Below are 22,279 nucleotides of genomic sequence, written 5' to 3' on the forward strand. Positions count from 1 at the left end.
GCGGCATGTCCAGCAACATCGGCCACAGCGAGGGGTAAGATGCATCAGCACCACCGAGCCTCCTCTGCGCCCAGCGGATGCCGAAAGAAAAACGCCGCCCAGCCTGACGGCGGGCGGCGTTCGGAGTAAGAACGTCAGTGTATCGAGATGCGCTAGACGCGGAAGCGGCCGAACATTTCGCGCATTTTCGACGCGGCGTCGCTGAGTACCGACAGGGTCTGATGCACGCCCTGCAGCGAATTGTCGCTGTCGATGATGCGACCGTTGATGCGTTCGGTACTTTGCGCGATCACCGTGGTCGCATTGTGCTGCTCGCTGGTGGACAGGGAGATTTCATTCATCTTGGCCACGACGCTTTCCATGGCGGCACGAATGTCCTCGATGCGCTGCACGGCGTTCTGAGTCAATTCGACCCCGCCATCCACCGAGCTGACGGTACGCTGCATATTGGTGACCGCCTGGCTGGTTTCTTCGCGGATGGTGTTGACCATGCCGGTGATCTCCAACGTCGCTTGGGCGGTGCGTTCGGCCAACTTGCGCACCTCGTCTGCCACGACCGCGAAGCCACGGCCCATCTCGCCGGCGCGTGCCGCTTCGATCGCCGCGTTGAGCGCCAGCAGGTTGGTCTGGTCGGCAATGTCCTTGATCACGTTGGTGATGCCGGTAATCTGTTGCGAACGATTGTCGAGGGTTTCCAGCATGCTGGACAAGCCCTTGACGGCATCGACCGTGCGACCCATTTCGCGCGAAATCTTCTCCATGTCGGCGGCGCTGTCGCTCGACACCGAGCCGGTCTGGTTGACCAGCTTGTCCGCTTCCTGAGCGGCATCGGCAATATGCGAGATGCTGACGGTAATCTGTTCCAGCGTGGCGGCGTTCGAACTCGATACATCCGAAATTTCACGCGAATCGTCGGCGACGCGACGCACGGTGGTACCGGCTTCCTCCACGCCCTCGATCACGCGATCCGCTTCCTCCTTGACTGCGCGGAACATGTCTTGCAAGTGGCCGACGAAAGTATTGAACGCATGGGCGGTCTCGGCGATTTCATCGTGACCGGAGACATCGATGCGGCGGGTCAAATCACCCTCGCCTTGCGAAATTTCGCGCATGGCCTGGCTCAGGCGCTTCAAACCGCCCAGCATGCCGGCCAACACGAAGCTTGCGATCGGCACCAGGACGATCAGCGCGATGACGGCAATGCCGACAATGGTCAGCAGCAACTTGGTCATCGGCTCGGTCACCACAGAGGAGCCCATCGCCATACCCAGCAGCCAGTCGGTACCGGCAATCGGCACCACCTTCACGTAGTTGTCGTTGCCTTCCAGCTGGGTTTGCAGTACGTCGCCGCTCGCGGCGGCGGCATTCAGTTTGTCGGCGGTCAGCTCGGGGGCCACGGTTGCCAGGGGCTTGAGCGTCAATTGCTGATTGTGGTGGGCAATCACGTTGCCGGTCTTGTCGACCAGGAAGGCATAACCGTCGCCGCGCAGCTTAATCGACAACACGGCCTTGACCAGCGCATCGATGAACACGTCGCCGCCAACCACGGCCTTGAGGTTGCCGCCTTCCATCACCGGCGAGACGAACGTCAGGCAGAGCTTACCGGTATCAAAGTCGACATAAGGCGCTGAAACACCGGGCTTGCCCATGGCGACCGCCTGCTGATACCAGGGGCGCTTGACCGGGTCGTAGCCTGCCTTTTGTGCGTGGCCGTCCGAGTAGACGATGTGGTGATCGGCAAAGCCGACGTAAGTGGTAGCGAAGCCCGCGGCCTCGTTCATGCGACCTAGCGCCGGAACCGGATCGGGGCTGTTGGCCAATGGATTGGCAGCCACCACGGTTTGCAATTTATCGTCATACCAACTTTTAACGAATGTGGCATAGCCATTGGCGGTGCCCGCCAATTCATTCTCCACCCCGCTGACGATGCTACTGCGCATCTGGCTATAGACCAGTCCGGCAATCACTGCGCTGAGAATCGTCATCAGCACGGCGACAAATACGATAAGTTTGACTTTCAATGACCGCATGATTGGTGCTCCCCTGAAACTTTTATATTTATTCCAACTATCCGACGAGCCGCCGAAATAGCTGCCACACTGCCTAAGTCCCCCATCCAACCTGTTACCGAGCAAACCATTTATCGCTGACCATTGGCCTTCCCACTATAGACACAGAATTGCCGGCCATGAATAGTCATATAGCGACCAATATGCAACATTTGTAACATACAGAGCCGGCTTTCGATAGACGAGGATTTAAATTAGTCATTTAGCATTGATGGCGATACAGTATGGCAATGAACCCGCAATGGAAAACGCCCCTGACTCGCGTTGAACAGATCGAGTTGTCGGTGGCCTCCGCGATCGAACACGGTGCCAGCGCGCCAGGCATGCGCCTACCGTCGATTCGCAAACAGGCGACCCTGTTGGGGGTCAGCCCGTTCACCGTGGCCGAAGCCTACGACCGGCTGGTGGCGCGCGGCATGATCGAATCTCGTCGCGGCTCCGGTTTCTTCGTGCGAAGCCGAACGCCGCGGCAAATACCGGGCGCGCCCCTCATGACCGAGTTGCCGGTGGATGAACACTGGCTGTTGCGCAACGTATACAACCAACCCGATCAAGGTCTGCCGGCAGGCTGTGGCTGGCTGCCGCCAGACTGGTACGACAGAGAGGCGCAGCAACGAGCATTGCGCGCCGTGGCCCGGCTCGCGGCGCCAAGCGCCGAATATGGCGACCCACGCGGCTTCCGCGGCTTGCGCACCTGGTTGGCACACACGCTGAGCGACAAGGGCATCTTGCTCAACGAACAGGAAATTCTGTTGACCCAGGGTGCCAGTAGCGCATTACACATCGCATCGGCCTGCTTGGCACGCCCCGGCGAGACCGTCTTCGTCGACGACCCCGGATACTGCAACATCCTTTCCAACCTGGCGTTTCACGGCATCCAGGTGGTGGGCGTGCCATGGACGTCGGAAGGGCCGGATACCGCGGCAATGGCCGAGCTGCTCAAACGACATCGCCCCAAGGCGTTCATTACCAACCCCTGGCTGCAAAATCCAACGGGGGCCAGTTACACGACCCAGACCGCGCATCAGGTACTGACCCTGGCGGAGCAACACGATTTTTACGTTGTCGAGGACAATGTCTCGGCAGAGCTGGCCGACTGGCCGCAACCGACCTTGGCGGCCATGGATGGTCTGGCTCGGGTGATCTATATCGGCAGCTTTTCCAAGTCGCTATCGCCGGCGCTACGCGTTGGATATCTGGCCGCGCGCGGCCCGCTGCACGAGCAGATGACCCGGTTCAAGATGATGACGGGCATGACATCGCCCGAACTGAATGAGCGAATCATCCTGGCCATGTTGCAAGAATCGCGGCAGCGCAGGTATCTCGAACGCCTGCGCAATCGTCTGTCCCAAGCGCAGTTCCGTTGTGCCGACCAATTCGCGGCAATCGGTTGGCAGGTATTTACGCGACCAAGCAATGGCCTGTTTCTGCTGGCACGACCGACCGTGCCGCACGATAGCTTGGCATTAACGCGTAGCGCCCGTGCAGCCGGCTTCCTGCTGGCGCCCGGCAACCTGTTTCGGCCAGGCAGCGAGGTCTCGCCCTGGCTACGCTTCAATGTGGCATTCTGTCAGGACACGTCGCTTTGGGACTTCCTGCGGACATTCAATCTCTAATGCGCGCCGTTGGCGCGTGAGGATCGGTCATGCAATTGGATGAGATTTATGTACACCCGCTGAAGTCGGGTCGAGGTATCGAGTATTCGCAGGCGTATGCCGGCATTTCTGGGCTCTTGCACGATCGCGAGTGGCTAGTGGTCGGTGCGGATGGCAATTTTTTGACTGGGCGCACGCACCCGCAGATGGTGCGCATCGAGATTGAGCTGATCCCCGGTGCGGCACTGCTCAAAGCACCGGCCATGGATCCGATATTGGCGATGGCGACGGTGTATGACACGCCCGTCGAATGCCAGGTCTGGGGCGATGGCTTCGTCGCCTATCACGGCGATCAGCAGGTGGATCGCTGGGTCAGTCAGGTCATGGGAGAGCCTTGCCGGCTACTCTGGCTTGGCCAAAAACCGACGCGATGCCAGAAAGATCGCGACGACGCCTTGTCGTTCGCCGATGGTTATCCCTACTTGCTGGTCAACCAGTCGTCGCTGGAAGCACTGAATCAAGAGCTGGCCAAGTCTGTCACGAGTCGGCATTTCCGCCCGAACCTGGTGATCAGCGGCGCCGCGCCTTACGAGGAGGATGATTGGCAGACAATCCGTATTGGCGAGGTTTCGTTCGAAGTCACCAAGCCCTGCTCGCGCTGCGTACTGACCACGGTCGACCCGGCGACCGGTGAAAAGGACGCCGGCACCGAGCCGCTCAAGACGCTGATCCGCACACGGCAATTGCCGGAGGGAATCTGCTTTGGCATCAATCTACGCGCGTTGAACGAAGGCGTGGTGCGCGTGGGAGACCAGCTGGAAGTGCTGGAAAGCCGCTACGCATTCTGATGCGACACCTGACGCCGCCGGACTCGGCACCGAGTCGGCGGCGGGCGCTACAGCTTGGTGCTTTGTCGTTCCAGTTGCGCCTTCTCGTCTTTATCATGCCGCCAATAAGGAACCATCGCCTTCATCAGCGCTTCGAGGGTATTTAACGAACGGATACTTTCCCAATCGCGTAGTGTCGCTTTTTCCCGCTGGTGCAAATTATAGCGAGTCACGAAGTATGCCAAGTCGACGAACGCCAGGCTCTGCCGGTTCCTCAGCTCGGTCAGCAGGCGGGTCAGCCCCGGTTGCTGCGCATTGCAAAGCGCCGACCAGCTCAGCGTGCCGGCCGCCACACTATTGAAATACTGGTTCAAGAACCAATAGATATCGCACCCGCTAAACTGCTTTGGCCCGGCTTTTGTCACTGTAGTGGTTCTCGACGCACCGGCACTCAGCGCGATACCCGTGGCCAGCGGTAGCGCAACGGCGCTGCCGAACGTGGAAAGCGCGTTGAGTGAAGCCCCGGTTTCTTGCAAGCGAAACGAGGTATCCTCTCCATTGCGCGGCTTGAAATAATTCAGCGTCACATTTCCACCGCCTTGCAAGGGCAACTCAAGCGAAGCGAGCTTGATGATCAGCTGAGGAAACGCTTTTTTCAGCGCTTGGTTCAGCACGTCTTTCAACTTGCCTATATTTGTTCCCAACTGCATCGCCAGGGAAATCTCAAGTATTTCGCCGTCTTGGGTTGGGTCGTCGCTCTTATTGTCTCGCCAGCTTGCTTGCGCCTTTCCGCGCCAGCCCGGGAGGTCTAGTTGTAGCGAAGCGGCGTACTTCTCTTCTCTCGTCGAGGTTGTTTTGACCAGCCCTCTATCCTCCTGCAGCCGCCCGGCATCGTGGGGGAAGCGCGGCGAGCCTAACTGCTGATCCATCTGGCGCACCAGCTTGTCCAAATCGGCGTCGGCTGCCACCCAATCCGGATTGCGCTGCCGCATGGTCTTTAAAGAGAGATACAGCGTTGCACTCCACTTGCCGAATAATTGTTCGATCGAAGCGACACCCTCGTCGCGCATGAAACGCTGGGTTGTCGCCAGCGCCTGGGCCTGCACGCTCTCGTCAAAGAAACCGTTAGTGAGCTCCATCAGTTGCACGACCATGCCAACGCGGGTCGACAAGGCATCGAGCACCTCAGGCCAGCGAGTGGTTTCGGGCAAGTTGTACTGCGCTAGTTTCAGATCCAGTTGCAATTGTTCATCGCGGGTCAACATGGTTGAAGGATCGAGTACCTGCAGAAACGACAGGGGTTCGGCTTTCTCCGTCGTGGCGACATCGACGTTGGCACTCATGGCGACGCCGAGCCGATTTTTGTTCGGTAACACCGATGCACCGCCGGAAAATTTCAACTCGCCGGTATAACCCGAGATGCGACTCAGGCTACCCTCTTGGAGTAGCGGAAATTCCGTTGTCTGCCCAGGCCAACCGATAACGGTCAACATGAGATTGAGCCGTTCGCGGCCGCTATGCGCCTGGTTGAGCAAATTGACGTGCCGCTTGAGCGGATCCGTCCCATGCCCGCTGTCGACCAACAGGCGTTTCAGCTCGCGATTGAGATGTAGCGGACTCTGACTTGCGACATATTCCTCCATATCACGGTATGTGCGCCGTTCCCCAGTGCGATATCGCCCGCTCAGTTCGAAACCGGCATCGACCAGCGCGGGGATAACAGTGCCCTTTACATCGGCACCAAGCTTGGCGGCCCGCATGTACTCTTCCGTGAATACGCCACCTTTGCCGAGCGCCTTACTACGCGTCAGATCGCCCGCCGCCGAGATGCCAAGCGTCACACCTACGCCCAAGCGCAGCCCCAATTGCCCGCTGACGCTATCCGAGACCCCACTGCCGGGTTGTTTCATCCAGCGTAGCGCCTGCAGCATGCAACGCGCGTTTTCGTTGAATACCTGCTGGTTATGGCCTGCGCTCGCGTGCACGATCAGGGCATCGATCAATGGACTGGCAAATTGAGACAACCATTGGGATTTCAATGCTTTCAGCCAACCGATCAATTCGCGGCTAGCCTCCAGTTCCAGCACTTCGCGCTTTGTGGCTTTCGGGCCAAGCCCCACGAGCAAGCTGCTGGCAGGATTCTGCAACAAGATGCGCAGCTGCACGAATGCTTCGGGCGGAGAACGACGAGCAGCACTGCCAGACAGGGTGTCGCTCGCCTGCTCTTTTTCCCAGTGTGTCAGCAAGGATTCACATAAAGCACGCCACGCCTGTGTCATCAGTTGCAAGTCTTTGTCGAGCAACGATGTTGGAGGATCTTGGCTCGGGGAGGTCGTCAGGAGGGGAAATTCGTTCTGCGCCGCATAGGCATAGCGATGCGCGATTACCGTGTTACGGTTTGACATAGCCACATTCCATTAGTCAATGCACAGGAACAGGCTATTGCTAAATCGATGAAGCCCCCATAAGTCGACTCTTAGTATGTGCACGGCGCTGTACGACGCACAGCGCCGGTCGAATGCACAATAAAAAAAGCCAGCTCTTGCGAGCTGGCTTTTTCCGAATACCGCCGAGTGTTTACTCAGCAGATTCGTCAGCGGCAACCAGGCCTTCAGCACGATCCACCAGCTCAACCAGAGCCAGCGGCGCGTTGTCGCCCTTGCGGAAGCCACACTTCAGAATACGCAGATAACCGCCATTGCGGGCAGCGAAGCGCGGGCCGAGCACGTCGAACAACTTGACGACGATTTCGCGATCACGGGTACGGTCAAAGGCCAGGCGGCGGTTAGCCAGCGAGGGAGCTTTGCCCAGGGTGATCAGCGGCTCTGCCACACGGCGCAGTTCCTTGGCCTTCGGCAGCGTGGTCACGATTGCTTCGTGACGCAGCAGCGAGTTAGCCATGTTGCGCAGCATCGCCAGACGATGGCTGGTCGTGCGGTTCAGTTTACGATTACTGTAACGATGACGCATTGTTAATGTCCTTTAGTCTCAAACCTTGCGGTGTTCCGCAAAGCCATAAGGCTTTTGGCAAAAGCCTTACGGCTTTTCCAGCCCAGCTGGCGGCCAGTTCTCCAGCTTCATGCCCAGAGTCAGGCCCTTGGAGGCAAGAACTTCCTTAATCTCGTTCAGAGATTTACGGCCCAGATTCGGCGTCTTGAGCAGTTCAGTCTCAGTCCGCTGGATCAGGTCGCCGATGTAGTAGATGTTCTCGGCCTTCAGGCAATTTGCAGAACGAACCGTGAGTTCAAGATCGTCTACCGGACGCAGCAGGATCGGATCGATCGGCGGCGCCTTTTCAACGACTTCTTCAACCGCAGTGCCCTGGAGATCGGCAAAGATCGACAGCTGATCAATCAGGATGCGAGCAGCGCTACGCACTGCCTGTTCCGGCTCGACAACGCCATTGGTCTCGATATCGAGAACCAGACGGTCGAGGTCGGTACGCTGTTCCACACGGGCGCTTTCCACGGAATAGCTCACGCGGCGAACCGGCGAGAAGGAAGCGTCCATCTGGATCGTACCGATGGAACGGTTGTCATCATGATTGGAACGAGCGGAGACGGGCTGGTAGCCACGACCCTTTTCGACCTTCACTTCGAGCTCGATCTTGCCGCCTGCGGCGAGGTGACAAATCACGTGGTCCGGATTGATCACTTCGACGTCGTGCGGCAATTCGATATCGCCAGCCAAAACAGCGCCTTCACCTTCTTTACGAAGGGTCAGTACGACGCTGTCGCGACCATGCAGCTTAAGTACGACGCCCTTGAGGTTCAGCAGGATGTCGACAACATCCTCGCGTACGCCGTCAAGTGCGGAATACTCATGCAGAACGCCAGCGATGGTCACTTCGGTCGGAGCGTAACCCGGCATCGACGACAGCAGAATGCGACGCAGCGAATTGCCCAAAGTATGGGCATAGCCACGCTCGAACGGCTCCATCGACACACGAGCATGCGTAGCCGAAATCGGTTGGACGTCGATGATTCGAGGTTTCAGAAATTCCGAAGCGCTGTTTTGCATAGTCATTCCCTAAGAGCTAGCGATTACTTGGAGTAAAATTCCACAACGAGCTGTTCGTTGATATCGCTAGACAGTTCGGAACGTTCCGGAGCGCTCTTGTAAACGCCTTCCATCTTCTTCGAATCAACAGTTACCCAGGAGGGGAAGCCGCTTTGTTCAGCCAGGGACAAGGCTTCGGCGACGCGAGCTTGCTTCTTGGCTTTTTCACGCACGGCAACCACGTCGCCAGACTTGACCTGGAAAGACGGAATATTCACAACCTGGCCGTTTACCACGATGGCCTTGTGGCTTACCAACTGGCGCGATTCGGCGCGAGTGGAGCCAAAGCCCATGCGATATACAACGTTGTCGAGGCGGGACTCGAGCAGTTTCAGCAGGTTTTCGCCGGTGGAACCCTTGCGACGAACAGCTTCCGCAAAGTAATTGCGGAACTGACGTTCAAGGACGCCATAAATACGGCGAATCTTTTGTTTTTCACGCAGCTGTACGCCGTATTCCGACAGGCGGCCTTTGCGGGCGCCATGTTGGCCGGGTACGCTATCCAGTTTGCACTTGGAATCCAGTGCACGACGCGCGCTCTTCAAAAAGAGGTCGGTGCCTTCGCGGCGCGCGAGTTTACATTTCGGGCCGATATAACGTGCCATGTCTCACACTCTCCGAATTAAATACGACGTTTCTTAGGCGGACGGCAGCCGTTATGCGGCACCGGCGTCACGTCGGAGATGCTGGTAATCTTGAAACCAAGCGCGTTGAGAGCACGAACAGCGGACTCGCGACCCGGTCCCGGGCCCTTGATCCGTACTTCGAGGTTCTTCACACCATATTCTTGGGCAACTTTACCAGCGTGCTCCGCTGCTACCTGAGCAGCAAAGGGTGTACTCTTGCGCGAGCCCTTAAAACCAGCGCCGCCAGAGGTAGCCCAAGACAGTGCATTGCCTTGACGGTCGGTGATAGTGATGATGGTGTTGTTGAACGAAGCGTGCACATGCACGATGCCTTCGCTCACGCTCTTGCGCACTTTTTTACGTACACGGACAGCTGTGTTTGCTTTAGCCATTATCTGTGTTCCTTAAGTTACTTCTTGCCGGCAATCGCCTTGCGCGGACCCTTGCGAGTACGAGCGTTGGTACGAGTGCGTTGGCCACGGCACGGCAAACCGCGACGGTGGCGCATGCCGCGATAGCAGCCCATGTCCATCAGTCGCTTGATGCTCATCGTGACTTCGCGACGAAGGTCACCTTCGGTGACGAACTTCGAAACTTCAACACGCAGAGCTTCCATTTCGGCCTCGGTCAGATCCTTGACTTTCGTCGAGGCAGCCACGCCAGCAGACTTACAAATCAGCTGAGCGCGGGTTTGACCGATGCCGTAAATTGCCTGCAGGCCGATAACGGCATGTGCATGATTGGGGATATTTACCCCTGCAATACGGGCCATTCTCTTTCCTTAAGCCTTAAGACCTTGAAAAGGTTGCGATTGTAACACGCAATCCCAGGACTAACAAATATTAGCCCTGCTTTTGCTTGTGACGGGGGTCCGTGCAGATCACTCGAACTACGCGATTGCGACGGATAATTTTGCAGTTACGGCAAATTTTCTTTACCGAAGGCTGTACTCGCATTTCAGTTCCTTTCAATCTAAAAGAGCGAGTGCGTCATTTCGCACGGAACACGATGCGCGCTTTGGACAGGTCATAGGGGGTCAATTCCACCGTGACCTTATCTCCCGGAAGAATGCGGATGTAGTGCATCCGCATCTTCCCGGAAATATGTCCGAGCACTATGTGTCCATTCTCTAGCTGGACCCTGAACATTGCGTTAGGCAAATTTTCAAGGACCTCGCCTTGCATCTGGATGGTGTCTTCCTTAGCCATAGAACCCAGTGTCAACTCGTTTATCAGCGGGTAAGAGCATTGCCTTTGAAGTTAGCCTTCTTCAGCAAACTCTCATACTGGTGAGACAATACGTAGGATTGAACCTGCGCCATGAAATCCATGGTAACCACTACGATAATCAGCAGCGAGGTACCACCGAAGTAGAACGGAGCGTTCCACTTCAAAACCAGGAATTCAGGAAGCAAGCAAACCAACGTGATATAGATCGCACCGATAAGCGTCAGACGCAGCGTGATCTTCTCGATATAACGAGAGGTCTGCTCACCTGGACGATAGCCCGGGATGAACGCGCCACTTTTCTTCAGGTTATCTGCCGTATCCTTCGGATTGAACATCAATGCCGTATAGAAATAGCAGAAGAAGATAATGGCCGCTGAGTACAGCAGGACGTAGATCGGTTGCCCAGGATGCAGCTTATCGGCAACACTCTTCATCCAGCCCAGACCATCCGTATTACCAAACCAACCGAGTGCGGTGGCCGGAAACAGGATGATGCTAGAAGCGAAAATCGGCGGAATCACCCCTGCCATGTTGAGCTTGAGCGGCAAATGCGTGCTCTGGCCCTGCATGACTCGATTACCGACTTGTCGTTTGGCGTAGTTCACCAGCACCTTGCGTTGACCGCGTTCGACGAAGACGACGACATAGGTAACAAGGAGAACACCGACAAACAGCACGACGGCAAACAGAAGCGGTAGCGAACCCTGACTGGTCAGAGTCAAGGTCTTACCGATCGCCGCGGGAACACCGGAGGCAATACCGGCGCAGATGATCAAGGAGATACCGTTGCCGATACCCCGCTCGGTAATCTGCTCACCAAGCCACATAAGGAACATGGTGCCGGTCACCAGGGTGACCACGGTGGTCAGGTAAAACTCCCATTGGGCAGTTACCACCAGATTGGGCTGCTTATAAAGCATAACCGCAATGCTGAAGCTCTGGAACGAGGCCAACACTACAGTCGCGTAACGTGTGTACTGGGTTACCTTGCGACGTCCCGCGTCACCCTCCTTCTTCAGCTCCTTGAGACTGGGGATAACCTCAGCCGCAAGTTGCAGAATGATGGAGGCCGAAATATACGGCATGATGCCCAAGGCAAAAACCGTAAATCGGGACAGGGCGCCCCCCGAGAACATGTTGAACATGTCGAGGAGCCCTGTCTGCGACGTGCGGAACAACTTCGCTAGCTCGGCAGGATTGATCCCGGGAACCGGAATGTGCGCGCCGATACGGAAAACGATCAACGCCCCGATCAGGAACCAGATCCGGCTCTTCAGATCACCAAACTTATTGGCTTTTGCCACTATCGAAGTATTCGCCACGTACGTGTGCCTTATTCAACAATACTGCCGCCAGCTGCCTCAATTGCGGCGCGAGCACCGGCCGTAGCGGCCAGACCACGCAGCTTGACAGCACGCTCAATCTTACCGGACAGGATGACCTTGGCAGTGATTGCCACGGCATTAACCACGCCAGCTTGCTTGAGGGCGAGCAGATCGATTTCGTCAACCGGCAGCAGATTCAGTTCGGACAAACGAACTTCAGCCACTTTGCCAGCCGTCAGGGACTTGAAGCCACGCTTCGGCAGGCGACGTTGCAGCGGCATTTGACCGCCTTCGAAGCCCACCTTGTGGAAACCGCCCGCACGGCTCTTTTGACCCTTGTGGCCACGGCCACCAGTCTTGCCCAGGCCGCTGCCGATACCACGGCCAACGCGACGCTTGGCATGCTTGGCGCCGACACCAGGTTGAATGGTATTCAGTTCCATGCTTAGCCCTCGCATTTCAGCAGGTAGCTGATCTTGTTGATCATGCCACGGTTCTCAGGCGTATCGATCACTTCGACAGTCTGACGAATCTTCTTCAGACCCAGACCGCGAGCGCAAGCCTTGTGGGACTCCAGACGGCCGATGAGGCTCTTCACCAGAGTCACCTTGACAGTCTTGGTGTTACTCATGATCCACCCCCAGAATTTCTTCGACGGTCAGACCGCGCTTGGCCGCAATCTGCGACGGAACGCAGATCTTGTTCAAGCCGTCCAGCGTGGCGCGAACCACGTTGTACGGGTTGGTCGAACCCTGAATCTTGGCGGATACGTTGCGAACGCCCATGGCTTCAAAGATTGCGCGCATCGGACCACCGGCCTTGACACCGGTACCTTCCTTAGCGGGCTGCATCAGAACGGTGGTAGCACCGTGCTGACCGTGAACGGCGTGATGCAAAGTGCCATTCTTCAACGGAATCTTTACCAGATTGCGGCGAGCTTGTTCCATTGCCTTCTGTACGGCAACCGGCACTTCCTTCGAGCGACCTTTGCCCATGCCGATACTGCCGTCGCCATCACCTACCACGGTGAGAGCGGAGAAAGCCATAATGCGACCGCCCTTCACCACTTTGGTGACGCGGTTGACGCTGATCATTTTTTCGACCAGACCGTCGCCACGATCTTCCATTTCGTGCTTAGCCATTCTTCACTCCGAATTAGAATACCAGACCGTGTTCGCGGGCGGCGTCAGCCAGTGCCTTGATGCGGCCGTGGTACTTGAACCCCGAGCGATCGAACGACACGGTTTGGATGCCGGCGGCCTTGGCTTTTTCAGCAATACGCTTGCCGATCAGGGCCGCTGCGTTCACGTTGCCACCATTGGCGATGTCGGCGCGCACTTCGGCTTCCAGCGTGGAAGCGCTTGCAAGTACCTTGCTACCGGTCTCGTCAATGATCTGAGCGTAAATGTGGCAGTTGGTGCGGAATACTGCGAGACGCACCATCTTGAGCTCCGCAATCCGAGCACGGGTTTTGCGTGCACGGCGGAGTCGAGCTTGTTTCTTGTCCATATCAGGGCCTCAGTTACTTCTTCTTGGTCTCTTTCAGAACCACGACCTCATCAGCGTAGCGAACGCCCTTGCCCTTGTACGGTTCCGGCGCGCGGTACGCGCGGACTTCGGCGGCTACTTGGCCGACTTGCTGCTTGTCGGCGCCCTTGATGATGATCTCGGTCTGGCTCGGCGTTTCAACCTTCACGCCAGCGGGCATCTTGTGCGCCACCGGGTGGGAGAAACCCAGAGAAAGGTTGAGCACTTCGCCCTGAGCCTGGGCACGATAGCCCACGCCTACCAGGGTCAGCTTCTTTTCGAAGCCCTTGCTCACACCTTGGACCATGTTGTTGAGAAGCGCACGCAACGTACCCGACATGGCACGAGCGAACTTGCTGTCATTCTTGGCTGCGAACGTCAGCTGGCCGTTGTCCAGCTTGACATCCACCTCATCGCACAGCGCGGTGCTGAGGGTGCCAAGGGAGCCCTTAACGCTCACCTCGGTTGCGTTGAACTTAACTTCAACGCCGGCCGGGATCGCTACAGGATTCTTAGCTACGCGAGACATTACACCCTCCCCTTACGCCACGATGCAGAGCAGCTCACCACCGATACCGGCAGCACGTGCCTTACGGTCGGTCATCACACCTCGGGAGGTGGACAGGATCGCTACGCCCAGGCCATTCATGACCTTCGGAATTTCAGTGGTGCCCTTGTACACACGCAGGCCAGGACGGGATACGCGCTCGATGCGCTCGATCACCGGACGGCCAGCATAGTACTTGAGCTGGATATCGAGAACCGGCTTCTTGGCTTCGCCTGCGACGGCGAAATCCTCGATGTAGCCCTCTTCTTTCAACACCTGCGCAAGTGCAATCTTCAGCTTGGAAGACGGCATCGCTACAGCAACCTTGGCGGCGCGCTGAGCGTTGCGGATGCGGGTCAACATATCGGAAATAGGATCATGCATGCTCATTTATATGTCTCCTATTACCAGCTGGCCTTCGTAACACCCGGGATTTCGCCTTTGAGGGCGATTTCGCGCAGTTTGTTACGAGCGAGACCAAATTTACGGAACACACCACGCGGACGACCGGTGATTGCGCAGCGACGACGCTGGCGAACCGGGCTTGCGTTACGCGGCAGTTGCTGAAGCTTCAGACGGGCCGCAAAACGCTCTTCTTCCGAGAGGTTCTGGTTGTTGATGATCGCGAGGAGCGCTTCGCGCTTGGCGGCAAACTTGGCAGCCAGCTTAGCGCGCTTCTCTTCACGGTTGATCAGTGCTTGTGTCGCCATGTGCTTAACCCTTGAACGGGAATTTGAAAGCTGCCAGCAGTGCGCGGGCCTCTTCGTCAGTCTTCGCCGTAGTGGTAATGGTGATGTTCATACCGCGCAAAGCATCAATCTTGTCGTACTCGATTTCCGGGAAGATGATTTGCTCGCGCACGCCCATGTTGAAGTTGCCGCGGCCGTCGAAAGACTTGGCGGAAACACCACGGAAGTCGCGTACGCGCGGCAGCGCGATGGTAACCAGGCGGTCGAAGAATTCGTACATCCGTTCGCGGCGCAGGGTCACCTTGCAGCCGATCGGATAGTGATCACGGATCTTGAAGCCTGCGATCGATTTGCGGGCGGTAGTCACGACCGGCTTTTGACCGGACAGCTTTTCCATATCGCCCACGGCATGTTCCATGACCTTTTTATCAGCCACAGCTTCGCCGACACCCATGTTCAGGGTGATCTTTTCGATGCGCGGAACTTCCATCACCGACTTGTAACCGAACTGTTTCATCAAGTCCGGCACAACAGTGTCTTTGTAGAAATCGTAGAGACGTGCCATGTTGACTCCTTACGCCCCGATGACTTCGCCGGAAGACTTGAACACGCGCACCTTGCGGCCGTCTTCAAGAACCTTGAAGCCCACGCGGTCAGCCTTTTGGCTAGCCGGATTGAAAATAGCCACGTTGGACACGGCGATCGGCATGGTCTTTTCGACGACACCGCCGGCGATCCCACGGATCGGGTTCGGCTTTTGATGCTTCTTGGCAACGTTCACGCCTTCAACGACGAGCTTTTCGTCCAGGACGCGCAACACGGTACCACGCTTGCCTTTGTCTTTGCCGGTGATTACTACGACTTCATCACCCTTGCGAATTTTGCGCATGTGTTCTCCTTACAGCACTTCAGGAGCCAGCGAAACGATCTTCATAAAGCGTTCGGTACGCAGTTCACGCGTTACCGGCCCGAAGATGCGAGTGCCGATCGGCTCAAGCTTGGTGTTGAGCAACACAGCCGCATTGCCGTCGAATTTGATCAACGAGCCATCCTGGCGACGCACACCCTTGGCAGTACGTACTACAACAGCGTTGTATACGTCGCCTTTCTTGACGCGTCCGCGCGGAGCGGCATCCTTGATGCTCACCTTGATGATGTCGCCAACAGCTGCATAGCGACGCTTGGAGCCGCCCAGCACCTTAATGCACATAACGGAACGCGCACCGGTGTTGTCTGCGACCTCAAGAATGGTCTGCATTTGGATCATTGTATGATTACCTTTCTATCCAACTTATCCCGTCACTTTCACCTATGGTTACGCAAGCGGGGATATACCCCATTTACGACCACAGACGAAACGCCGCAGATAACTCTGCGGCGTATCAAACGGCCAGTTTTGGACCCCGTAAGGGCAGAGTCCTGCCAAAACGGTGGCAGGAAAACGGCCATTATACAGAGGGGCGAACCCCTCTGCAAGCTTTTTACACTTGACGAGACTTCTCGACCAGTGCAGTTACCACCCACGACTTGGTCTTCGAGAGCGGGCGGGATTCGCTGATGATTACAACATCACCTGCCTTGTACTCGTTGTTTTCGTCGTGTGCATGGAACTTGTTGGAACGACGAACAATTTTGCCGTAGATCGGGTGCTTAACTTTGCGCTCGACCAGAACGGTTACGGTCTTGTCCATCTTGTCGCTGACCACCTTGCCGGTCAGCGTACGTACCACTTTGGTTTCGCTCATGTTAAGCAGCCTTCTCTTTCAGAATGGTGCGAACACGTGCAACGTCGCGACGCACTTTCTTCAGTTCACTGTTCTTGGCGAGCTGTTGGGTGGCGTGCTGCATGCGCAGCGCAAACTGGGCCTTCAGAAGGCTCAGCAGTTCGGCCTTCAGCTCGTCCACGCTTTTCGCTCTCAGTTCGGACGCTTTCATTACTGACCTACCTGTCTAATTACAAACACAGTCGGGATCGGCAACTTGGCTGCGGCCAGACGGAAAGCTTCGCGAGCGAGTTCCTCGGAAACACCATCCATTTCATACAGCATCTTGCCAGGCTGAATTTCCGCAACATAGTATTCCGGGCTACCCTTACCATTACCCATACGTACTTCAGCGGGCTTGGAGGTAATCGGCTTGTCCGGGAAAATACGGATCCAGATGCGGCCACCACGCTTGATGTGGCGGGTCATAGCGCGACGAGCAGCTTCGATCTGACGGGCAGTCAGACGTCCGCGACCCAGCGCCTTCAGACCGAAGTCGCCGAAGCTCACCTTGTTGCCACGGGTGGCAATACCGGTGTTACGACCCTTTTGCTGTTTACGGTACTTGAGTCTAGTTGGCTGCAGCATTGCGAGCGCCCTTTCTCACTTTCTTTTCGGGAGCAGCGGGAGCGGCGGCCTGTACTTGGCCCGGCTTCAGCTCACCCTTGTAGATCCACACCTTGATACCAATGATGCCGTAAGTCGTTTTGGCTTCAGAGGTAGCGTAATCAACATCAGCACGCAGGGTGTGCAGCGGAACGCGGCCTTCGCGGTACCATTCGCTACGAGCGATATCGATACCGTTCAGACGGCCCGAGCTCATGATCTTGATGCCCAGGGCGCCCATGCGCATTGCATTTTGCATGGAACGCTTCATGGCGCGACGGAACATCACGCGCTTTTCCAGCTGCGAGGCGATACCGTCGGCAATGATTTGAGCATCCAGTTCCGGCTTGCGAACTTCTTCGATGTTCACATGGACCGGTACGCCCAGACGCTTTTGCAGCTCAGCCTTCAGAACCTCGATGTCCTCGCCCTTCTTGCCGATCACGACACCCGGACGGGCGCTGTGAATGGTGATGCGAGCGGACTTCGCCGGACGTTCGATGGTCACGCGACCAACCGAAGCGTGCGCAAGGCGCTTCTTCAGGAACTCACGGACTTCGATATCTTGCTTGAGCATGCCAGGGAAATTGGCGCTGCTGGCAAACCACTTCGAAGACCAGTTTTTGGTAACGGCAAGACGGAATCCCGTCGGATGAATCTTCTGACCCATTTCTTACCCCTTAATTGCCCACGGTCAACATGATGTGGCAAGTCTGCTTTTCGATCTTGTTGCCACGACCTTTAGCACGTGCCGTGAATCGTTTCAGGCTCGGGCCCTTGTCAACGTAGATGGTCTCCACCTTCAGGGTGTCGATATCAGCACCTTCGTTGTGCTCAGCGTTGGCGATTGCCGACTCAAGCAGCTTCTTGACCAGAACGGCACCCTTCTTGGGGCAGAAGGTCAGAATGTTCAGGGCTTCTTCCACGGACTTGCCGCGGACGAGGTCAGCCACCAGGCGGCCCTTCTGCGCCGACAGGCGAACGCTTTTCAGATATGCAGATACTCTCATCGCTTCACCTTACTTCTTCTTCGCCTTCTTATCGGCCGCGTGGCCTTTGAAGGTACGAGTCAGCGAGAATTCGCCCAGTTTGTGGCCGACCATGTTTTCAGAAACATAGACCGGGACGTGGGTACGACCGTTGTGTACGGCGATAGTCAGACCAATGAAATCCGGCAGGATGGTCGAACGACGCGACCAAGTCTTAATCGGACGCTTGTCACTGGTCGCGCGCGCCGCATCCACCTTCTTCAGAAGGTGAAGATCAACAAACGGGCCCTTTTTTTGCGAACGTGCCATATGTCAATTACCCTTTAGTGGAATAGCGACGGCGTACGATCATATTGTCGGTACGCTTGTTGCGACGGGTACGATAGCCCTTGGTCGGCGTGCCCCACGGGCTAACCGGCACACGGCCTTCGCCGGTCTTACCTTCACCACCACCATGCGGGTGATCAACCGGGTTCATCACAACGCCTCGAACGGTCGGGCGGATACCGCGCCAGCGGTTCGCACCAGCCTTACCGATCTTACGCAGGTTGTGCTCTTCGTTACCCACTTCACCAACAGTTGCGCGGCAATCAACGTGCACCTTGCGGATTTCGCCGGAACGCAGACGCAGCTGGGCGTAAACGCCTTCGCGAGCGAGCAGCATTGCGGAGGAACCGGCAGAACGCGCCATTTGCGCGCCACGGCCAGGCTGAAGCTCTACGCAGTGGATCGTGGTACCCACAGGGATATTGCGGATCGGCAGCGCGTTACCGGCCTTGATCGGGGCTTCCGCGCCCGACAGCAGCTCGGCACCCACCTTCACGCCACGCGGCGCGATGATGTAGCGGCGTTCGCCATCGACATAGCACAACAGGGCGATATGCGCGGTGCGGTTCGGATCGTATTCGATACGTTCCACCTTGGCCGGGATACCGTCCTTATTGCGACGGAAGTCGACAATACGGTAGTGTTGCTTATGACCACCGCCCTTATGACGGGTGGTGATGTGGCCGTTGTTGTTACGACCGCCAGTCGAGTTCTTCTTCTCGACAAGCTTCGCCAACGGAGCGCCCTTGTGCAGGTCAGGATGAACCACCTTGACGACTGCGCGGCGGCCTGCCGAAGTCGGTTTTACTTTTTGGATAGGCATGCTCTATCTCCTTACTCAGCGGCTGCGCCGGTCAGATCAAGTTCCTGACCTTGCACGAGGCTAACGTAAGCCTTTTTCCAGTCCTTGCGACGACCGCTCATGCGGCCAAAGCGCTTGACTTTGCCCTTGACATTCACGGTGGACACACCCTCGACCTTGACATTGAACAGCAGTTCAACGGCAGCCTTGATTTCAGGCTTGGTCGCGTCGCCAGCAACGCGGAATACCACTTGCTGGTTTTTCTCGGACACCATGGTGCTCTTTTCAGAAACAACCGGAGCAAGAATGACTTGCATCAGACGTTCTTGATTCATGCCCATTGCTCCTCAAGTTGCTTCACGGCGTCACGGGTGACCACGATCTTCTTGAAGCGCAGCAGGCTGTACGGGTCAGCTTGTTGAGCCTCGATCACCAGCACGTTCGGCAGGTTACGGGACGAGAGATAGAGGTTTTCGTCGAGTTCCTTGGTGATGAACAGGGCGTGTTCCAGGCCCATGGACTTCACCTTGCCAACGAATTCCTTCGTCTTCGGCGATTCGACAGTCAGGCTATCAACCACGATCAGACGCTCATCGCGCACCAGCTGCGACAAAATCGCGGCCATACCGGCGCGGAACATCTTGCGGTTAACCTTCTGGCTGAAGTTTTCATCCGGCTTGTTCGGGAAAGCACGACCACCACCACGCCACAGCGGGGAGGAGGACATACCGGAACGAGCACGACCGGTACCCTTCTGGCGCCACGGTTTCTTGGTGGAATGCTTAACTTCGGCACGGGTCAGCTGCGCGCGGTTTGCGCTACGAGCATTAGCCAGGAACGCAGTAACGACCTGGTGAACCAGTGCTTCGTTGTATTCACGACCGAACAGGGACTCGGAAGCTTGCAGGCTGTCTTGAGCCTGACCTTGGGTATTGATTACTTTCAATTCCATCATGCACCCGCCTTCACGCTAGGACGTACGACCACGTCGCCGTTCTTGGCGCCGGGCACTGCGCCCTTGACCAGCAGCAGCTGACGCTCTACGTCAATACGAACGATCTCCAGGCACTGCATGGTGCTCTTGGTGTTGCCGTATTGACCAGCCATGCGCTTACCCGGCAATACGCGGCCCGGGTCTTGAGCCTGACCGATGGAACCCGGCGAGTTGTGCGAGCGCGAGTTACCATGGGAAGCACGGTTCGAGGAGAAGTTGTGGCGCTTGATGGCACCAGAGAAGCCCTTACCCTTCGATGTACCGGTTACGTCAACCAGTTGACCTTCGGCGAAGATCTCGACGGTAATGGAATCCCCAGCCTTATAGCCAGCCAGCTGTTCAGCGGTCAGCGCGAATTCACCAATACCACGACCGGCTTCTACGCCTGCCTTAGCAAAGTGACCAGCGGCTGCCTTGTTCACGCGGTTAGCGCGACGTTCGCCGAAAGTGACTTGAACGGCGTTGTAGCCGTCCACTTCGGGGGTTTTGATTTGCGTGACGCGATTAGCGGACATGTCCAGCACAGTTACCGGGATGGAAGCACCATCTTCGGCAAAAATGCGGGTCATGCCGACTTTGCGACCGACAAGACCTAAACTCATGTTTATTTCCTTTTGCAGGGCCGATTACGATTGACCGGCTTACAAAAACAATAGCGGACTCGCCAAAATGACGAGTCCGCTACTATATCACCAAAAAATCAAGCACCGCAAGCACTTAGCGTGCTTGCGGCCATGATTTTCAATTACTGCAGCTTGATTTCCACATCCACACCGGCCGGCAGATCGAGCTTCATCAACGCGTCGACAGTCTTGTCGGTCGGGTCGATGATGTCCATCAGGCGCAGGTGCGTACGGATTTCCAGCTGGTCGCGCGACGTCTTGTTGACGTGCGGGGAACGCAGCACGTTGAAGCGCTCGATCTTGGTCGGCAGCGGAACCGGGCCCTTGACGACAGCACCGGTACGCTTAGCGGTTTCAACGATTTCTTCAGCCGAACGGTCGATCAGGTTGTAATCGAAAGCTTTCAGGCGGATACGGATCTTTTGGCTCTGCATGATAGCTTCCTGGTTTACTTGATGATCTTGGCGACAACACCGGCGCCGACGGTACGGCCGCCTTCGCGAATCGCGAAGCGCAGACCTTCTTCCATGGCGATCGGAGCGATCAGCGCGACGGTGATGCTGACGTTGTCGCCAGGCATAACCATTTCCACGCCTTCAGCCAGCGTTACGGCACCGGTCACGTCCGTAGTACGGAAGTAGAACTGCGGGCGGTAGTTAGCGAAGAACGGGGTGTGACGACCACCTTCTTCCTTCGACAGCACGTAAACTTCGGCGGTGAAGTCGGTGTGCGGGGTGATGCTGCCCGGCTTAGCCAGGACTTGACCACGTTCCACTTCTTCACGCTTGGTGCCGCGCAGCAGCACGCCGACGTTGTCGCCTGCTTGACCTTGATCCAGCAGCTTGCGGAACATTTCCACGCCGGTGCAGGTGGTCTTGGCAGTCGGCTTGATACCGACGATTTCGATTTCTTCACCGACCTTGACCACGCCGCGCTCTACACGACCGGTCACAACGGTACCGCGACCCGAGATCGAGAACACGTCTTCGATCGGCAGCAGGAACGGCTTGTCGATGGCACGTTCCGGCGTCGGGATGTAGCTGTCCAGCGCTTCGGCCAGACGGAAGATCGACGGTTCGCCGATTTCGGACTGGTCGCCTTCCAGCGCCTTCAGAGCCGAGCCCTTGACGATCGGCAGATCGTCGCCCGGGAAGTCGTAGGAAGACAGCAGATCGCGCACTTCCATTTCAACCAGTTCCAGCAGCTCTTCGTCGTCTACCATGTCGCACTTGTTCAGGTAAACGATGATGTACGGTACACCCACCTGGCGAGCCAGCAGGATGTGTTCGCGGGTTTGCGGCATCGGACCGTCAGCGGCCGAGCAAACCAGGATCGCGCCGTCCATCTGGGCAGCACCGGTAATCATGTTCTTCACGTAGTCGGCGTGGCCCGGGCAATCTACGTGTGCGTAGTGGCGGGTTTCGGTCTCGTATTCTACGTGAGCGGTGTTGATGGTAATACCACGTGCCTTTTCTTCCGGCGCGCTGTCGATTTGATCGTAGCCCTTAGCTTCACCGCCGAACTTCTTCGACAGAATGGTGGTGATCGCAGCGGTCAGGGTGGTCTTGCCATGGTCAACGTGACCGATGGTGCCGACGTTTACGTGCGGTTTGGTCCGCTCGAACTTTTCTTTTGCCATTTTGCAAAATCCTTAAATAAAGAACAGTAGATCAGGACGGGGC

At 56.9% G+C, this 22,279-nt stretch carries 34 protein-coding genes; 2 read left to right on the forward strand and 32 right to left on the reverse strand.

Annotation, left to right across the window (positions count from 1 at the left end; translation table 11 throughout):
* Positions 1-152: 152 nt before the first annotated feature.
* A complete protein-coding gene (locus tag DFP86_RS07430; RefSeq protein ID WP_133679721.1) occupies positions 153-2,030 on the reverse strand; it encodes a methyl-accepting chemotaxis protein in 1,878 nt (625 codons plus the stop codon).
* Between the two features lie 263 nt (positions 2,031-2,293).
* Between DFP86_RS07430 and DFP86_RS07435 the strand changes: the two genes are divergently transcribed.
* Together DFP86_RS07435 and DFP86_RS07440 are read left to right on the forward strand one after the other, a co-directional pair.
* Entirely contained in the window at positions 2,294-3,685 is a 1,392-nt protein-coding gene (locus DFP86_RS07435) for an aminotransferase-like domain-containing protein (RefSeq protein ID WP_133679723.1), read from the forward strand.
* 29 nt (positions 3,686-3,714) lie between these two features.
* Complete coding sequence (locus tag DFP86_RS07440) at positions 3,715-4,512, forward strand: MOSC domain-containing protein (protein WP_133679726.1); 798 nt, start codon at positions 3,715-3,717, stop codon at positions 4,510-4,512.
* A 47-nt stretch (positions 4,513-4,559) separates the two neighbouring features.
* Here the strand turns inward: DFP86_RS07440 and DFP86_RS07445 are convergent, their stop codons facing one another.
* The 31 genes from DFP86_RS07445 to tuf all read right to left on the reverse strand — a co-directional run bounded on the left by DFP86_RS07445 (position 4,560) and on the right by tuf (position 22,236).
* Positions 4,560-6,896 (reverse strand): hypothetical protein, encoded by a 2,337-nt coding sequence (locus DFP86_RS07445; protein ID WP_133679727.1) that lies wholly within the window; start codon positions 6,894-6,896, stop codon positions 4,560-4,562.
* Positions 6,897-7,068: 172 nt separating this feature from the next.
* Positions 7,069-7,461, reverse strand: coding sequence for a 50S ribosomal protein L17 (gene rplQ / locus DFP86_RS07450; RefSeq protein ID WP_133679729.1), 393 nt, complete (start codon positions 7,459-7,461; stop codon positions 7,069-7,071).
* A gap of 66 nt (positions 7,462-7,527) precedes the next feature.
* Positions 7,528-8,511, reverse strand: coding sequence for a DNA-directed RNA polymerase subunit alpha (locus DFP86_RS07455; protein ID WP_133679731.1), 984 nt, complete (start codon positions 8,509-8,511; stop codon positions 7,528-7,530).
* 23 nt (positions 8,512-8,534) lie between these two features.
* On the reverse strand, positions 8,535-9,155 hold the full coding sequence (gene rpsD / locus DFP86_RS07460; RefSeq protein WP_133679733.1) for a 30S ribosomal protein S4: 621 nt from the start codon (positions 9,153-9,155) through the stop codon (positions 8,535-8,537).
* Between the two features lie 17 nt (positions 9,156-9,172).
* The gene (rpsK, locus tag DFP86_RS07465) at positions 9,173-9,568 is read right to left on the reverse strand and encodes a 30S ribosomal protein S11 (protein WP_008955659.1); all 396 of its coding nucleotides are present in this window, start codon (positions 9,566-9,568) and stop codon (positions 9,173-9,175) included.
* Between the two features lie 17 nt (positions 9,569-9,585).
* Positions 9,586-9,948: a 30S ribosomal protein S13 gene (gene rpsM / locus DFP86_RS07470; protein ID WP_133679735.1), complete on the reverse strand. Its 363-nt coding sequence runs from the start codon at positions 9,946-9,948 to the stop codon at positions 9,586-9,588.
* A 70-nt stretch (positions 9,949-10,018) separates the two neighbouring features.
* A complete protein-coding gene (gene rpmJ, locus DFP86_RS07475) occupies positions 10,019-10,132 on the reverse strand; it encodes a 50S ribosomal protein L36 (RefSeq protein WP_011137711.1) in 114 nt (37 codons plus the stop codon).
* Between the two features lie 33 nt (positions 10,133-10,165).
* Positions 10,166-10,384, reverse strand: a complete 219-nt coding sequence (infA, locus tag DFP86_RS07480) for a translation initiation factor IF-1 (protein ID WP_133679737.1) — start codon at positions 10,382-10,384, stop codon at positions 10,166-10,168.
* A gap of 23 nt (positions 10,385-10,407) precedes the next feature.
* On the reverse strand, positions 10,408-11,727 hold the full coding sequence (gene secY, locus DFP86_RS07485; protein WP_133679739.1) for a preprotein translocase subunit SecY: 1,320 nt from the start codon (positions 11,725-11,727) through the stop codon (positions 10,408-10,410).
* A gap of 11 nt (positions 11,728-11,738) precedes the next feature.
* On the reverse strand, positions 11,739-12,173 hold the full coding sequence (gene rplO / locus DFP86_RS07490; RefSeq protein ID WP_133679741.1) for a 50S ribosomal protein L15: 435 nt from the start codon (positions 12,171-12,173) through the stop codon (positions 11,739-11,741).
* Between the two features lie 2 nt (positions 12,174-12,175).
* The gene (rpmD, locus tag DFP86_RS07495; RefSeq protein ID WP_133679743.1) at positions 12,176-12,361 is read right to left on the reverse strand and encodes a 50S ribosomal protein L30; all 186 of its coding nucleotides are present in this window, start codon (positions 12,359-12,361) and stop codon (positions 12,176-12,178) included.
* Positions 12,354-12,872 (reverse strand): 30S ribosomal protein S5, encoded by a 519-nt coding sequence (gene rpsE / locus DFP86_RS07500; RefSeq protein WP_133679745.1) that lies wholly within the window; start codon positions 12,870-12,872, stop codon positions 12,354-12,356. Before rpsE ends, rpmD begins: the two co-directional genes overlap by 8 nt.
* Before the next feature lie 13 nt (positions 12,873-12,885).
* Positions 12,886-13,239, reverse strand: a complete 354-nt coding sequence (gene rplR, locus DFP86_RS07505) for a 50S ribosomal protein L18 (protein WP_133679747.1) — start codon at positions 13,237-13,239, stop codon at positions 12,886-12,888.
* Positions 13,240-13,252: 13 nt separating this feature from the next.
* On the reverse strand, positions 13,253-13,786 hold the full coding sequence (rplF, locus tag DFP86_RS07510; protein WP_133679749.1) for a 50S ribosomal protein L6: 534 nt from the start codon (positions 13,784-13,786) through the stop codon (positions 13,253-13,255).
* Between the two features lie 12 nt (positions 13,787-13,798).
* Positions 13,799-14,194 (reverse strand): 30S ribosomal protein S8, encoded by a 396-nt coding sequence (rpsH, locus tag DFP86_RS07515; RefSeq protein ID WP_133679751.1) that lies wholly within the window; start codon positions 14,192-14,194, stop codon positions 13,799-13,801.
* Positions 14,195-14,208: 14 nt separating this feature from the next.
* A complete protein-coding gene (rpsN, locus tag DFP86_RS07520; RefSeq protein ID WP_133679753.1) occupies positions 14,209-14,514 on the reverse strand; it encodes a 30S ribosomal protein S14 in 306 nt (101 codons plus the stop codon).
* Between the two features lie 4 nt (positions 14,515-14,518).
* Positions 14,519-15,058 (reverse strand): 50S ribosomal protein L5, encoded by a 540-nt coding sequence (rplE, locus tag DFP86_RS07525; RefSeq protein ID WP_133679755.1) that lies wholly within the window; start codon positions 15,056-15,058, stop codon positions 14,519-14,521.
* 9 nt (positions 15,059-15,067) lie between these two features.
* Positions 15,068-15,382 (reverse strand): 50S ribosomal protein L24, encoded by a 315-nt coding sequence (gene rplX / locus DFP86_RS07530; RefSeq protein ID WP_133679757.1) that lies wholly within the window; start codon positions 15,380-15,382, stop codon positions 15,068-15,070.
* 9 nt (positions 15,383-15,391) lie between these two features.
* Positions 15,392-15,760, reverse strand: coding sequence for a 50S ribosomal protein L14 (gene rplN, locus DFP86_RS07535; RefSeq protein ID WP_133679759.1), 369 nt, complete (start codon positions 15,758-15,760; stop codon positions 15,392-15,394).
* 214 nt (positions 15,761-15,974) lie between these two features.
* A complete protein-coding gene (gene rpsQ, locus DFP86_RS07540; RefSeq protein ID WP_133679761.1) occupies positions 15,975-16,238 on the reverse strand; it encodes a 30S ribosomal protein S17 in 264 nt (87 codons plus the stop codon).
* A gap of 1 nt (position 16,239) precedes the next feature.
* Positions 16,240-16,428, reverse strand: a complete 189-nt coding sequence (rpmC, locus tag DFP86_RS07545; protein ID WP_133679763.1) for a 50S ribosomal protein L29 — start codon at positions 16,426-16,428, stop codon at positions 16,240-16,242.
* The gene (gene rplP / locus DFP86_RS07550) at positions 16,428-16,844 is read right to left on the reverse strand and encodes a 50S ribosomal protein L16 (protein ID WP_133679765.1); all 417 of its coding nucleotides are present in this window, start codon (positions 16,842-16,844) and stop codon (positions 16,428-16,430) included. The genes rpmC and rplP overlap by 1 nt, the downstream gene beginning before the upstream one ends.
* Positions 16,828-17,532 carry a 30S ribosomal protein S3 gene (gene rpsC, locus DFP86_RS07555; RefSeq protein ID WP_133679767.1) on the reverse strand — a complete coding sequence of 235 codons (705 nt, stop codon included), beginning with the start codon at positions 17,530-17,532 and terminating at the stop codon, positions 16,828-16,830. The genes rplP and rpsC overlap by 17 nt, the downstream gene beginning before the upstream one ends.
* Positions 17,533-17,542: 10 nt before the next feature.
* Entirely contained in the window at positions 17,543-17,872 is a 330-nt protein-coding gene (rplV, locus tag DFP86_RS07560) for a 50S ribosomal protein L22 (RefSeq protein WP_133679769.1), read from the reverse strand.
* Positions 17,873-17,881: 9 nt separating this feature from the next.
* A complete protein-coding gene (rpsS, locus tag DFP86_RS07565; protein ID WP_133679771.1) occupies positions 17,882-18,160 on the reverse strand; it encodes a 30S ribosomal protein S19 in 279 nt (92 codons plus the stop codon).
* A gap of 7 nt (positions 18,161-18,167) precedes the next feature.
* The gene (rplB, locus tag DFP86_RS07570) at positions 18,168-19,001 is read right to left on the reverse strand and encodes a 50S ribosomal protein L2 (RefSeq protein WP_133679773.1); all 834 of its coding nucleotides are present in this window, start codon (positions 18,999-19,001) and stop codon (positions 18,168-18,170) included.
* Between the two features lie 11 nt (positions 19,002-19,012).
* Positions 19,013-19,321 carry a 50S ribosomal protein L23 gene (gene rplW, locus DFP86_RS07575; RefSeq protein WP_166642189.1) on the reverse strand — a complete coding sequence of 103 codons (309 nt, stop codon included), beginning with the start codon at positions 19,319-19,321 and terminating at the stop codon, positions 19,013-19,015.
* Positions 19,312-19,932 (reverse strand): 50S ribosomal protein L4, encoded by a 621-nt coding sequence (gene rplD, locus DFP86_RS07580; protein WP_133680020.1) that lies wholly within the window; start codon positions 19,930-19,932, stop codon positions 19,312-19,314. The genes rplW and rplD overlap by 10 nt, the downstream gene beginning before the upstream one ends.
* Positions 19,932-20,576 (reverse strand): 50S ribosomal protein L3, encoded by a 645-nt coding sequence (gene rplC, locus DFP86_RS07585; protein ID WP_133679777.1) that lies wholly within the window; start codon positions 20,574-20,576, stop codon positions 19,932-19,934. The genes rplD and rplC overlap by 1 nt, the downstream gene beginning before the upstream one ends.
* A 143-nt stretch (positions 20,577-20,719) precedes the next feature.
* Entirely contained in the window at positions 20,720-21,031 is a 312-nt protein-coding gene (rpsJ, locus tag DFP86_RS07590) for a 30S ribosomal protein S10 (protein WP_133679779.1), read from the reverse strand.
* A gap of 14 nt (positions 21,032-21,045) precedes the next feature.
* Positions 21,046-22,236: an elongation factor Tu gene (gene tuf, locus DFP86_RS07595; protein WP_133679782.1), complete on the reverse strand. Its 1,191-nt coding sequence runs from the start codon at positions 22,234-22,236 to the stop codon at positions 21,046-21,048.
* Between the last annotated feature and the right edge of the window lie 43 nt (positions 22,237-22,279).

It is taken from the genome of Paludibacterium purpuratum (genome assembly GCF_004363805.1).
Lineage (GTDB): Bacteria > Pseudomonadota > Gammaproteobacteria > Burkholderiales > Chromobacteriaceae > Paludibacterium > Paludibacterium purpuratum.